The organism is Terrabacter sp. AAH1 (genome assembly GCF_054456855.1).
On sequence record NZ_JBTJJV010000001.1, the window covers coordinates 216299 to 229327 of the forward strand.

The window sequence follows — 13029 nt, forward strand, 5'->3', positions numbered from 1 at the left end:
CCGTCCGCCTGGGCGCGTGTGCGACCGCTCACCGGCCCGCCTCCGCCGGGCCCCCGGCCAGTCGCGATAACCTCCACACGTGTACTTCACCGACAGGGGCATCGAGGAGCTGGCGGCCCGGCGCGGCGAGGAGGAGGTCACCGTCGAGTGGCTGGCCGAGCAGCTGCGCACGTTCGTCGACCTCAACCCCGAGTTCGAGGTGCCCATCGAGCGACTCGCCACCTGGCTTGCTCGGCTGGACGACGACGAGGACTGAGCACGTGAGAGACCGCAACACCGGGCCGCAGGCCACCCGGTCCCCCGAGGCCCCGCGCGAGCCCTACGGCGTGGGACCGGCCTACCCGTCGTCCCACACCCAGTTCACCGACGACGCCCCCGGTCGGTATGCCGCCGCGCCCGCCCCCGACGACGCCGCACCGTCCGACCCTCCCGCACCCGCTCCGCCCTCCCCGGCGGCGCCGCCCGTCGCGGACGACCCGTACTACACGCCGAGCGCCGAGTTCACGGTCGCCGAGGGCCTGCGCGACGTCGGGATGGTCTTCGTCGGCGCCTCGATGACGGCCGGCTACGGCGACCCCAAGGGCCTGGGCTGGGTCGGTCGCGTCGTGGCTCGCACGCAGCACCCCGACCTCGACCTGACGGCATACAACCTCGGCGTGCGGGGCAACACCTCGGGCGACGTGGTGACGCGCTGGGGGGCGGAGTGCCACCCGCGCTGGAAGGGCCGCAGCGAGCGCCGCCTCGTGCTGTCGGTCGGCACCAACGACGTGCTCTCGGGCATGACCATGGCCCGGTCGCGGCTCAACCTCGCCAACGTGCTCGACGAGGCCACCAACGCCGGCATCGGCGTCTTCGTGGTGGGGCTGACGCCGACGCTCGACGACGACCTCAACCGCCGCATCGAGGCCCTCGCCGAGGCCCAGGCCGACGTCTGTGCGCGGCGCGGCATCACCTACGTCGACTGCTTCCGGCCGCTCGCCACGCACGACCAGTGGATGGCCGACCTGGCGGCGAGTCCCGACCGCGCACACCCCGGGCAGGCCGGCTACGGCCTCATCGCCTGGCTCGTCCTGCACAACGGCTGGAACGACTGGCTCTCGATCAGCTGACGACGTCGGTCTCCGCGTCCGCCCCGTCCACCTCGTCGTGCCGACCCGGGCTCGACAGCGCGGCCACGATGCTCGCCACGGCGACCGCGGCGACGGCCAGCGCGACCGCGTCGCGCTCGGACTCGTGCAGCGACCACGCGACCGGCAGCAGCAGCGCGTTCCACAGCACCGTCGGGGTGCGTGCCCACTGCGACGCCCTCGCCCACGCCCTGGCGAGGGCCAGCAGCGCGATCCCGAAGACCAGGATGAGCGCTCCCGACGTGGCCGCCCGCGTCAGGTCGTCTGTGGCGCCCGTCACCATCTCGTAGACGTAGAAGGCGGCGAAGCCGAGGACGACGAGGGCCTCGACAAGCGTGAGCAGGGCTGCTGCGCGGTGGGATCGGCCCACCTCACGGCTCGGAGTGGTCGGTTGGGTCACCCCGGCAGCCTAACGACCCGGGGCACGCACGGCCCTCCCCGCTCCCCTGCGCACCCCATCGGGCCGCTCGAGGTCTGGAACTGGGAGCCGTCTGCCGATAGACTCCATCCTTGGTGTGACCAGCGCCCACGGCGTTGAAAACGGACACGGTTGCCGGTCACACTGGTTCATGGTCCACGACGCGTACGGAACAACTTCGTGCGCGTTTCCGTTGGTCAGGGGGTCATCCCCCGATGACCACCCCCGACACCATGACCAGGCTCCGACAACGACGCTGGCGCCCGAGCACATGCACCGCGACCGACAACCCGGACGCAAGGTGCCGAACACGACACATGAAGGAGCACGATCCACATGGATTGGCGCGACCGCGCTGCCTGCCTGGATGCCGACCCCGAGCTGTTCTTCCCCATCGGGAACACCGGACCGGCCATCCTGCAGATCGAGGAGGCGAAGGCCGTGTGCCGGACCTGTCCGGTCATCGACACGTGCCTCAAGTGGGCCCTTGAGTCCGGCCAGGACGCCGGCGTCTGGGGAGGCCTCTCCGAGGACGAGCGCCGCGCACTCAAGCGCCGCAACGCACGGGCCCGCCGAGCCGGCTGAGCCCGCACGAACCCCTCGTGCGCAAGCCCGGTGACCGACACGGTCGCCGGGCTTTTGGCTGCCCGGCCGCCCACCGTGCGGCGGGACCGGCGACGCTCAGCTGATCGGGCGCAGGCTCGCGGTGAACCGGGCCCGGGTGCCGTGCGGTGTCACGGGCTCCCACGTGATGCGGCCCTGGAGGTCGCCCACGAGCGACTGGACGATCTGCGTGCCCAGGCCGGACCCCGGCCGCCGTTCGGGGTCGATGCCCTTGCCGTCGTCCTCGACGGAGACCGCGAGCCTCGGCTGACCACGCTCGTCGGGCTGCCGCTCGATCGTGATGCGCACCTCGCCCCCCGCATCGCCGAGCCCGTGCTCGATGGAGTTCTGCACGAGCTCGCTCATGATCATCGCCAGCGAGGTGGCGTCCTCGGCCCGCAGCCGGCCGAACGACCCCTGCGTCACGGTGTGCACCGGCGCCCCGTTGGCTGAGACCTCGACGACCGCGTTGAGGCCGCGCTGCGCGATGCTGTCGAAGTCGACCGTCTCGTCGAAACCCTGGCTGAGCTGGTCGTGGACCATGGCGATGGTGCCGACCCGTCGCTCGGCCTCGGCCAGCGCGACCTTCGCCTCGCCGTCGGGCAGGCGCCGCGCCTGGAGGCGCAGCAGCGCGGCCACGGACTGCAGGTTGTTCTTGACCCGGTGGTGGATCTCGCGGATCGTCGCGTCCTTGGTCATCAGCTCGCGCTCACGTCGGCGCAGCTCACCGACATCACGCATGAGCACGATCGCGCCGAACCGCTGGCCCGCCTCGGTGAGCGGGATGGCCCGCATCGACACGGTGGTGCCACCGGCGACGACCTCGGTGCGCCACGGCTGGCGGCCCGTGACGACGAGGGGCAGTCCCTCGTCGACCGGATAGGACTCGCGCACGTTGTCGGTGACGATCTGGGCGAGGCTCGCCCCCACCACCTCGCCGAGGTGCCCGAGCCTGTGCAGCGCCGAGACGGCGTTGGGACTCGCGTAGGTGACGACGCCGTCGACATCGAGGCGGATGACGCCGTCGCCGACGCGCGGGGCGCCGCGCCGCAGGCCGGTCGGGGCGCCGCTGTGCGGGAACTCGCCACCGGTCACCATGCGGCAGAGGGCGTCGGCGGTGGCGAGGTAGGTCAGCTCGAGCCGGCTGGGGGTACGCGTCGTCCAGAGGTTCGTGTGCCGCGTCAGCACGGCCACGACGTGGCCGCCACGGACGACGGGGATGTACTCCTCGCGGACGGCCTGGTCGGGGCCCGGGTCGTGCGGCACGACGACCTGGCGCACCCGCAGGATGCGCTGCTCGGCGGCCGCCTCGTCGAGGAGGTCGCGGGTGCGCCCCGGGTCGGCGACCCTGCCGACCTGGTCCTCGACGAAGACGAGCTGGCCCGTGGTCGGCCGCACGTGCGCGACGGCCTCCCACCGGTCGCTCACCGAGCGGACCCAGAGCACGAGGTCGGCGAAGGAGAGGTCGGCGACGAGCTGCCAGTCACCGACGAGAAGCTGGAGCCACTCGACGTCGTGGTCGGGCAGGTCGGTCCGCCCGCGCAGGAGCTCGCTCAGGGTTGCCACGGCACGAGCCTAGTGAGCCGGCCCGCCCACCGGCCTCGCGGCCTCCTGCGCCCGCCCGAGCCCGGCCGTCAGGGTCGGGAGCGAGGCATGGCGGCACTCGCGGCGTGGAGCGTCGGCGGGAGTATGCCTTGACGCCCACTCCCAGCGCTCGGCTCCCGCCGCCGATGCCGCTCGCACCACCACGCCCCGCTCCCTCAGACCCGCCGGAGCAGCGGGCTCGAGTCAGGTGCGGGCTGCGGCGGCCACCTTCTTCGCTGCGGCCTTCTTGGTGGAGGGCGCCGCCTTCTTGGCCGAGGACGCAGCCTTCTTGGCGGCGGCCGTGGGTGCCGATGTCGCCGCCACCGCCTTCTTCGTGGCGTTGCCCTTCGTGGCGGTGCCCTTCTTGGCCGTCACCTTCTTGGCTGTGCCCTTCTTCGCCTGAGCCGCCTTCGCCGGCTTCGGGCTGGGTGGGCTCTTCTTCTCGGCGCTGGGCTGCGACGCCTCGGTCTGCACCGGTGCCGGCTGGCCCGACGAGGCGGGCTTGGTCACGGTGCGGAGCGTGCGCAGTGCGACGGACAGCGCGGCGATGCCGGCGTGGCTCATCCGCTCGATGCCGCCGAGGGCCGCACGGGCGCGGCCGAGCGCGTCGGCGTTGAGCTCGGACCACTCGGCGAGCCGGGCTGGTGCGTCGTTCTTGGGGTTGCTGACCTCCAGCACCGAGCGGGTGAGGCTCTCGAGCACGGCGTAGAGGTCGTCGCGCAGGGCCCCACGGGCCATGGCGTCCCACCGGTCGTCGCGCGGGAGCTTGGTGACGCGGGTCAGCATGGCGTCGATGGAGAACGTCTCGGACGTGAGGAAGTACGTCGGGACGACATCGGCGAGCTTCTCGCCCGTCTCCTCGGCGATCTCGATGCAGTCGAGCAGGGAGTACCCGTCGAGCAGGCAGGCGGCCGAGACCGCCAGCTCCTCGGGCACGCCCTTGCCCTCGAGCTCGCGAGCCCGGCGCTGGAGGCGCGTGCGCTCGCTGCCCTGGAGCAGCTCGGCGATACGGCCGCTGAAGGCCTGGATGCCGGGGCGGAACCGGGCCACCTCGGCAGCGATGTCGAGCTCTGCCGGCCGTGACGAGAGGAACCAGCGCACCGAGCGGTCGATGAGACGGCGGAACTCGAGGTAGAGCGCCGTCTGCGCACCGGTGCTCACGACGTTGTCGGTGGCCTCGACGCGTCGCACGAAGCCGGCCAGGTCGAAGATCTCGCGACAGACGACGTACGCGCGAGCGACCTGCTCGGGGGTGGCCCCGGTCTCCTCGCCGGCCCGGTAGGCGAACGTGATGCCACCACGGTTGACCATGGAGTTGGCGACAGCGTTCGTGATGATCTCGCGGCGCAGCGGGTGGGCCGCGATCTGCGCGGCGTACTTCGCGCGCAACGGCTTCGGGAAGTACTCGGCCAGCGTCGTCTCGAACCACGGGTCGTCGGGCAGGGTCGTTGAGATGAGCTGGTTCTTGAGGTAGAGCTTGGCGTAGGCGACGAGCACGGAGAACTCCGGCGACGCGAGCCCGAGGCCGTCCTTCTGGCGGCGCGCGATCTCGGCGTCGCTCGGCAGGAACTCGAGCGAACGGTCGAGGTCGCCCTTCTCCTCGAGGAACTGGATCAGGCGCTCGTGCACGCCGAGCATGGCGTGCTGCTGCGCCCGGGCGTTGCCGAGCAGCACGTTCTGCTCGTAGTTGTCGCGCAGCACCTGCTCGGCGACCTCGTCGGTCATCGAGGCCAGCAGGGTGTTGCGGCGCTTCATGGTCAGCTCGCCGGAGCGGGTCAGCTCGGTGAGGAGGATCTTGATGTTGACCTCGTGGTCGGACGTGTCGACGCCGGCGCTGTTGTCGATGGCGTCGGTGTTGACCCGCACGCCGGCGAGCGCCGCCTCGATGCGGCCGAGCTGGCTCGCGCCGAGGTTACCGCCCTCGCCGACGACCTTGCACCGCAGGTCGGCGCCGTTGACGCGGATCGCGTCGTTGGCGCGGTCGCCGATCTCGGAGTTCGTCTCGGCCGTCGCCTTCACGTAGGTGCCGATGCCGCCGTTCCACAGCAGGTCGACCGGCGCGAGCAGGATCGCCTTCATCAGGTCGGCGGGCGTCATGGACTTCGTGTTGGGGCGCAGCCCGAGCGCCGCGACCATCTGCGGCGACACCGGGACCGACTTGGCCGAACGGGCGAAGACACCGCCGCCCTTGCTGATCAGCTTCTCGTCGTAGTCGGCCCACGACGACCCGGGCAGGTCGAACATGCGGCGGCGCTCGGCGTACGAGGTGGCGGCGTCGGGGTCGGGGTCGACGAAGATGTGGCGGTGGTCGAAGGCCGCGACGAGCCGGATGTGCTCGGACAGCAGCATGCCGTTGCCGAAGACGTCGCCGCTCATGTCGCCGACGCCCACGCAGGTGAAGTCCTCGGTCTGGGTGTCGACGCCGAGCTCGCGGAAGTGGCGCTTGACGGACTCCCAGGCGCCGCGCGCGGTGATGCCCATGGCCTTGTGGTCGTAGCCGGCCGAGCCGCCGGAGGCGAACGCGTCGTCGAGCCAGAAGCCGTAGTCGGACGAGATGCCGTTCGCGATGTCGGAGAACTTCGCGGTGCCCTTGTCGGCCGCGACGACGAGGTAGGTGTCGTCCTCGTCGTGCCGGACGACACGCTCGGGTGCGACGGCGGCGCCAGCGACGAGGTTGTCGGTGATGTCGAGCAGGCCCGAGATGAACAGCTTGTAGGACGCGATGCCCTCGTCCATCCACGCGGCGCGGTCGACCGCCGGGTCGGGCAGCTGCTTGGCGTAGAAGCCGCCCTTGCTGCCGGTCGGCACGATGACGGCGTTCTTGACCATCTGCGCCTTGACGAGGCCGAGGATCTCGGTGCGGAAGTCCTCGCGGCGGTCGGACCACCGCAGGCCACCGCGGGCGACCTTGCCGAAGCGCAGGTGCACGCCCTCGACGCGCGGGCTGTAGACCCAGATCTCGAACATCGGGCGGGGTGCCGGCAGGTCGGGCACCTTCTTGGGGTTGAGCTTGAGCGAGACGTACGGCTTGGCGTGACCGTGCTCGTCGGGCTGGTAGAAGTTCGTGCGCAGGCTCGCCTGGATGACGCCGAGCAGCGCCCGGACGATGCGGTCGTGGTCGAGGCTCGCGACGTCGTCGAGGGCCTCGCGGACCTTCGTCACGACGTGCTTCTCGCGCGCGGCGCGCTTGTCGCGGCCGGCGTCGGTGGCGGGGAACGCGTCGGGGTGGAACCGTGCCTCGAAGAGCTCGACGAGGCTGCGGGCGATGCCGGTGTTGGCGACGAGCGCCGACTCGACGTAGTCCTGCGAGAAGGTCGAACCGGTCTGGCGGAGGTACTTCGCGACGGTGCGCAGGATGACGACCTGCCGCCACGTCAGGCCGGCCGCGAGGACGAGGGCGTTGAAGCCGTCGGACTCGGCGCGACCGTCCCACACCGCCCGGAACGCCTCCTCGAAGCGCTCGCGGACGTCGTCGGCGAGAGCGGCGTCGCCCGCACCCCACGTGCGGGCGTCGGCGCACAGGCCGAAGTCGAAGATGTGCAGGGTGCGGCCGTCGGAGCCCGGGATCTCGTAGGGGCGCTCGTCGGTGACCTCCACGCCGAGGTGGGTGAAGAGCGGGAGCACCTGGGTCAGCGACAGGTCGGCGCGGCGGTAGAGCTTGAACCGCCGCTCGCGCGGGTCGTCGGACGCCGGGTCGTCGTAGAGGTGCAGCCCGGTGGTGCGGTCGCCGTCGCCCAGCGCGTCGATGCGGTCGAGGTCCTCGACGGCGGTCTCGACGTCGAAGTCCTCCTTGTACGCCTCGGGCAGCGCCTTGGCGTAGGCCGCCATGGTGCGGGCCGCGCCCTCGAGCCCGCGGGCCTGTCCGAGCGCCTCCGAGAGGTCCTCGTCCCACGTGCGGGTGGCGTCGATGACGCGACGCTCGAGCGCCGCCTCGTCGACGTCGGGGATGTCGGTGCCTGCCGGCATACGCACGACGAAGTGCAGGCGGGCGAGGGTGGACTCGCTGACCCGCGTGGTGTTGTCGATGTTCTCGCCACCGAACGCCTGGAGCAGGATCGCCTCGATGCGCAGGCGGACCGTCGTGTTGTAGCGGTCGCGCGGGAGGTAGACGAGGCACGAGACGAAGCGGCCGAACTCGTCGCGGCGCAGGAAGAGCTTGGTCTTGCGGCGCTCCTGCAGGTGCAGGACGCTCGTCGCGATGTCGGCGAGCTGCTGGGCGCTCGTCTGGAAGAGCTCGTCGCGCGGGTAGGTCTCGAGGATCTGGAGGATGTCCTTGCCCGAGTGGCTGTCGGCGCTGAGGCCCGTGAGGCGCAGCACCTCCTGGGCCCGCACGTCGATGAGCGGGATGTCGTGGATCGTGTCGTTGTAGGCCGCCGAGGCGTAGAGCCCGAGGAAACGCTGCTCGCCGACGCACTCGCCGCGGGCGTCGAACTTCTTGATCGAGATGTAGTCGAGGTAGACGTCGCGGTGCACGGTGGCCCGCGAGTTGGCCTTGGTGATGATGAGGATGCTGGAGTCGCGGGCGGCTCGGCTCGCAGCCGGCGTGAGCACGAGTCCCTTTGCAGCGGAGGGCCGGTCGTAGCGGAGCAGACCGAGGCCGGTGCCCGGGACCTGGCGCGAGACGTCGTGGCCGTCCTCGTGAGAGAGGGAGTACTCGCGGTAGCCGAGGAAGGTGAAGTTGTTGTGGGCGAGCCACTCGAGGAAGCGGCTGGCCTCCCGCGCGTGGTGCGGGTCGGTGCCGGGGGGCGTGGCGGAGCGCAGCTCGCTCGCGATGGTCAGCGCGTGCGCGCGCATCTTCGGCCAGTCCTCGACGGAGTCGCGCACGTTGTCGAGGACGTGGCGCAGTCGCGCCTCGACGTCGGGCAGCGCGTCGGCGGGCAGGCGGTCGATCTCGAGGTGCATCCACGACTCGCGGACCAGGCCGAGACCCGACGACTCCACCGTGGTGGACCCGTCGGTGACGACCGACTTGAGCTCACCCGTGATGGTGCGCGACACGGTCATCTGCGGGTGCACGATGAGGTGCACGCCCCGGTCGAAGCCACCCAGGGCCGCCACGACCGAGTCGACGAGGAAGGGCATGTCGTCGACGACGACCTGCACGACCGTGTGACCCGTCGACCAGCCCTCGTCGTCGGAGCTGGGGTTGAACGCGCGGACGTTGAAGGTGCCCACGGGCCGGTCCTGCGCGAACGCGCGGTGCTCCGAGGCGATGGTGGCGAGCTCGCGCGCCGGACGGGCCAGGAGGTCCTCGGTGGCCACGAGGCGGTAGTAGGCGAGGAGGAACTCCTCGAACTCGGCCTGCGCGGTGCCGGCGGCCCGGCCCCGGCCCCGCTTGTTGGGAGGCGCCACTGCCGCGGCCGCGGCCTTGATGACGTCGATTCGAGACTGTTCGAGTGACGCTGACATGCGGTTGTCGGATTCCTCACCGTGCGGCCCGTGTCGCGGCACCTCGCTGTGCCGCGCATCTCACGATGTGAGCCTATCCCCGTCGAGGTCTCCGCCCGAACCACCCCCGGTGGAGAACTCGCGGGGACCACCGGGGTCAGTCCCTAGAGTGGTGCCATGAGCGAGGGGAACCGCGGTCGGCAGGGTCGCAGCGGCGCGGACCCCGCGACACTGCGGGCGCTCACGACCTCCCGCGCTGCCACCCGGTCGATGTCCGACGAGCTGCTCACCCACGTCCCCGACCTCGGTGACCTGCCCACGCAACGAGCGCTCGACACCTGGGTCGAGCAGGCCGCCGACACCCTGCGCGCCCTGTCCGAGGCGCTCGAGGAGCGCCTGCTGGACCTCGGTTCCGCAGCGTCCTCTGCGTCCTCTGCGTCCTCTGCGTCCTCGGCGTCCTCCGTGGTCGCCGACCCATCGGGCCGGGCGCCGCAGAGAGGCGCGGGATGAGCCTCTCCCCTGGCGACCCCGGTTCGGCCTCGGCGCTGGGCGGTGCCCTGCGCACCCAGGCGGGCCGGCTCGCCGACCTCGTGGTCGAGCTCGACTCCGCGGCGGCGCGCGTCACGCGGGCGGGCGCACCCGACCCGTCCGGTCACGAGCGCGACCTCGTCACGAGGGCCGCGACCGAGCTCGACCGCGTCGGTGGGCTGCTCCAGTCGTGGACGACCACAGCGGTCGAGTCGGCGGCGGGGCTCCGCTCGCTCGAGCCTGCCCTCGCCCGCAGCGACCTCGTCGTCGACGGGCAGCTCGTCGTCGAGCGGAGCGGTCCCAGCCGCGTCGAGCCGGCCCACCGGCTCGCCGAGCGCGAGCGCCTCCAGGAGCTGCTCAACCGGGTCACGGCCGTCCGCTCGCGCGAGCTGGCGCGGCTGCGGCGTGAGCTCGAAGCGTCGCACCGGTCGCTCGTGGCGCTCTCCGACCGGGCGAGGTCGGGCGGCTGAGGGCCCCGGCACCGGGCGCCCGCGAGCCGACGCCGGGGCGTCGCGTGCGCGTGCAATAGCGTGTGCGCCATGAGGATCACCGAGACGATCACGTATGCCGCACCCCCCGAGTCCGTCTACGCGATGGTCACCGACCAGGCCTTCCAGGAGCGCAAGTGCATCGAGGCCGGGGCGCAGCGGCACGAGGCCGCGGTCAGCGCAGTCGGTGACGGCGCCCGCGTCGTCACCAAGCGCGACCTGCCGGCCGACGACCTGCCCGACTTCGCGAAGTCGATCGTCGGGCCCACCCTCTCGGTGACCGAGACCTACGAGTGGGCGGCGGCCTCGGGCGACGGCGGTCGCGACGGCACCCTCACGGTCGAGGTCGCGGGCGCGCCCGTCGCGATGCGCTCGAAGATCCGGCTCGCTCCCTCGGGTGGCGGCAGCGTGATCACCATCGACGGCGACCTCAAGGCGTCCATCCCGCTCTTCGGCGGCAAGGTGGAGAAGGCCGCCGCGCCGGCCGTCATCGAGGCGATCCACAGCGAGCAGCGCACCGGCGCCGACTGGCTCTCCGAGCGCGGCTGACGGCCCCGCCGCTCACCGCGCGACACGTCGGGCCCGCCCCCTGCTGGGGACGGGCCCGACGGCATACCTGCTCGGACGACGGAGGCGTGCCTGCTCAGCCCATGTGCGGGTAGGTGTGGTTCGTCGGCGGGACGAACGTCTCCTTGATCGAGCGGACGCTCGTCCAACGCAGCAGGTTCTGGGCCGCGCCGGCCTTGTCGTTGGTGCCGGACGCCCGGCCGCCGCCGAAGGGCTGCTGGCCGACGACGGCGCCGGTGGGCTTGTCGTTGACGTAGAAGTTGCCGGCGGCGAAGCGGAGCCGCTTCGTGGCGTCGGCGATGGCGCGGCGGTCCTGGGCGATGATCGAGCCGGTGAGTCCGTACGGCGCGAAGCGCTCCATCTGGTCGAGCACCTTGTCGTACTGCGCGTCGGGGAAGACGTGGACCGACAGGATCGGGCCGAAGTACTCCGTGCGGAACGACTCGTCTGCGGAGTCCTTGATCTCGAGCACCGTCGGGCGCACGAAGTAGCCGACCGAGTCGTCGTACGTGCCCCCGGCGACGACGTCGATGCCGTCGGTGGCGTGCGCCCGGTCGATGGCGTCCTTGTGCTTGGCGAACGCGCGGTCGTCGATGACGGCACCCATGAAGTTGGACAGGTCGGTGACGTCGCCCTGGGTGAGGCCGTTCGTGATGTCGACGAGGTCGCCCTTGATCTGCTTCCACACCGAGGCCGGCACGTACGCACGCGAGGCCGCCGAGCACTTCTGGCCCTGGAACTCGAACGCGCCGCGGATCATTGCGGTGCGCAGCACGGCGGGGTCGGCGCTCGGGTGGGCGAGGATGAAGTCCTTGCCACCGGTCTCGCCGACGAGGCGCGGGTAGGTGCGGTAGCGGTCGAGGTTGGTGCCCACTTCGTGCCACAGGTGCTTGAAGGTGGGCGTCGAGCCGGTGAAGTGGATGCCGGCGAGGTCCTCGTCGGCGAGCGCTGCCTTGCTCACGTCGATGCCGTCGCCCGTGACCATGTTGATGACGCCGGGCGGCATCCCCGCCTCCTCCAGCAGTTCCATCGTCAGCGACGCGGCGAGCTGCTGGGTGGGGCTCGGCTTCCAGACGACGGTGTTGCCCATGAGCGCGGGTGCGGTGGGGAGGTTGCCCGCGATGGCCGTGAAGTTGAACGGCGTGATGGCGTAGACGAAGCCCTCGAGCGAGCGGTAGTCGGAGCGGTTCCAGATGCCCTTGGCGTTGAGCGGGGGCTGCTGCTCGAGGATCTGGCGGGCGAAGTGGACGTTGATGCGCCAGAAGTCGATGAGCTCGCAGGCGCTGTCGATCTCGGCCTGGTAGGCGGTCTTGCTCTGACCGAGCATCGTCGCGGCGTTGAGGCGCGCACGCCACGGCCCGGAGAGCAGCTCGGCCGCCTTGAGCAGGATCGCCGCGCGGTCGTCGAACGAGAGCTCGCGCCACATCGGCGCGGCGGCCTTGGCGGCGTCGACGGCCGCCTGGCCCTCCTGCACGGTCGCGTTGCGCAGCGTGCCGAGGACCTTCGCGTGGGCGTGCGGCTGGCGCACCGCGACCTCCACGCCGGTTCCCGTGACGCGCTCACCGTTGATGGTGTGCGGCAGGTCGCGCGGGGTGGCTCCCAGCTCGACGAGCGCGACCTCGAGCGCGGCTCGCTCGGGCGAGCCCGGGGCGTAGTCGAGCACCGGCTCGTTGGCCGGTGCGGGCACGTGGGTCACGGCGTCCATCAAGTTCTCCTGCGGGGTCGGCGCGGTGGTCGTCGCCCGGGACGGGCGATGGGGTGACCTCGCCTCGTGGGCGGGGCCACCCCATCGTTCCATGCGTGCAGGGTCGGGCCGTCAGCGCAGGATCGTGATGCTCCACGGGTAGCGGAAGGACTCGCCGCGGTTGGCGGCCATGGCGGCGCGGATGTGGAACCATAGCGCCGCGACGACCGCGACGATCCAGACGATGATCGCCAGCGGGATGAGGATCACGGTGAAGAACATGACCCAGCCGACGATGATCGCCGCCCAGACCGCCAGGTTGAAGTTGAAGGAGCCCGCGGCAGCCTGACGGACGAACGCGCTGCGGTCCTTGTAGATGGCCCAGATGAGGAGCGGACCGACGAAGCTGAGCCAGCCGACGGAGACGACGGCGGCGACGATGGCGGCGAGGTGCCCGAGGATCGCCCACGTGCGCTCGTCGCTGGTGGGCGTCGTCAGGTCCCGGCCGGACGGGTTGGGGATCGGTTGTGTCATGGGTCCATCGTGCCCGTCACCGGCGTGGAGCGCTGCCGGGGACGGCCCTGATCGGACCCTGAGCCGCCCCTGACCCGTGAGGGTCGAGACCGACCAACGGGCCTCAGG

At 71.5% G+C, this 13029-nt stretch carries 11 protein-coding genes; 6 read left to right on the forward strand and 5 right to left on the reverse strand.

What is annotated here, in order from left to right; translation table 11 throughout:
- The first annotated feature begins 79 nt into the window (after window positions 1-79).
- Window positions 80-256 (forward strand): DUF6104 family protein, encoded by a 177-nt coding sequence (locus tag ACXR8F_RS01005; protein WP_458798401.1) that lies wholly within the window; start codon window positions 80-82, stop codon window positions 254-256.
- Between the two features lie 4 nt (window positions 257-260).
- Window positions 261-1109, forward strand: a complete 849-nt coding sequence (locus ACXR8F_RS01010) for a GDSL-type esterase/lipase family protein (protein WP_458798402.1) — start codon at window positions 261-263, stop codon at window positions 1107-1109.
- Here the strand turns inward: ACXR8F_RS01010 and ACXR8F_RS01015 are convergent.
- On the reverse strand, window positions 1102-1527 hold the full coding sequence (locus ACXR8F_RS01015) for a hypothetical protein (protein ID WP_458798403.1): 426 nt from the start codon (window positions 1525-1527) through the stop codon (window positions 1102-1104). The genes ACXR8F_RS01010 and ACXR8F_RS01015 overlap by 8 nt on opposite strands.
- A 354-nt stretch (window positions 1528-1881) precedes the next feature.
- Here ACXR8F_RS01015 and ACXR8F_RS01020 point away from each other — a divergent pair, with 354 nt between their 5' ends.
- A complete protein-coding gene (locus tag ACXR8F_RS01020; protein ID WP_045188353.1) occupies window positions 1882-2130 on the forward strand; it encodes a WhiB family transcriptional regulator in 249 nt (82 codons plus the stop codon).
- A gap of 96 nt (window positions 2131-2226) precedes the next feature.
- On the opposite strand, the gene ACXR8F_RS01025 is transcribed toward ACXR8F_RS01020, so the two are convergent.
- Both ACXR8F_RS01025 and ACXR8F_RS01030 read right to left on the reverse strand, forming a co-directional pair.
- Window positions 2227-3714 (reverse strand): sensor histidine kinase, encoded by a 1488-nt coding sequence (locus ACXR8F_RS01025; RefSeq protein WP_045188350.1) that lies wholly within the window; start codon window positions 3712-3714, stop codon window positions 2227-2229.
- A 222-nt stretch (window positions 3715-3936) separates the two neighbouring features.
- On the reverse strand, window positions 3937-9141 hold the full coding sequence (locus tag ACXR8F_RS01030; protein ID WP_458798404.1) for an NAD-glutamate dehydrogenase: 5205 nt from the start codon (window positions 9139-9141) through the stop codon (window positions 3937-3939).
- 156 nt (window positions 9142-9297) lie between these two features.
- On the opposite strand from ACXR8F_RS01030, the gene ACXR8F_RS01035 reads away from it, so the two are divergent.
- The 3 genes from ACXR8F_RS01035 to ACXR8F_RS01045 all read left to right on the forward strand — a co-directional run bounded on the left by ACXR8F_RS01035 (window position 9298) and on the right by ACXR8F_RS01045 (window position 10685).
- Window positions 9298-9630, forward strand: a complete 333-nt coding sequence (locus ACXR8F_RS01035; RefSeq protein WP_458798405.1) for a hypothetical protein — start codon at window positions 9298-9300, stop codon at window positions 9628-9630.
- Complete coding sequence (locus tag ACXR8F_RS01040) at window positions 9627-10118, forward strand: hypothetical protein (RefSeq protein ID WP_045188344.1); 492 nt, start codon at window positions 9627-9629, stop codon at window positions 10116-10118. Before ACXR8F_RS01035 ends, ACXR8F_RS01040 begins: the two co-directional genes overlap by 4 nt.
- 69 nt (window positions 10119-10187) lie before the next feature.
- Window positions 10188-10685, forward strand: a complete 498-nt coding sequence (locus ACXR8F_RS01045; protein WP_045188341.1) for a DUF2505 domain-containing protein — start codon at window positions 10188-10190, stop codon at window positions 10683-10685.
- Window positions 10686-10779: 94 nt separating this feature from the next.
- Here the strand turns inward: ACXR8F_RS01045 and pruA are convergent, their stop codons facing one another.
- Together pruA and ACXR8F_RS01055 are read right to left on the reverse strand one after the other, a co-directional pair.
- Window positions 10780-12408 (reverse strand): L-glutamate gamma-semialdehyde dehydrogenase, encoded by a 1629-nt coding sequence (pruA, locus tag ACXR8F_RS01050; RefSeq protein WP_458798406.1) that lies wholly within the window; start codon window positions 12406-12408, stop codon window positions 10780-10782.
- Between the two features lie 111 nt (window positions 12409-12519).
- On the reverse strand, window positions 12520-12921 hold the full coding sequence (locus tag ACXR8F_RS01055) for a DUF4870 domain-containing protein (RefSeq protein ID WP_045188337.1): 402 nt from the start codon (window positions 12919-12921) through the stop codon (window positions 12520-12522).
- Window positions 12922-13029 lie beyond the last annotated feature (108 nt).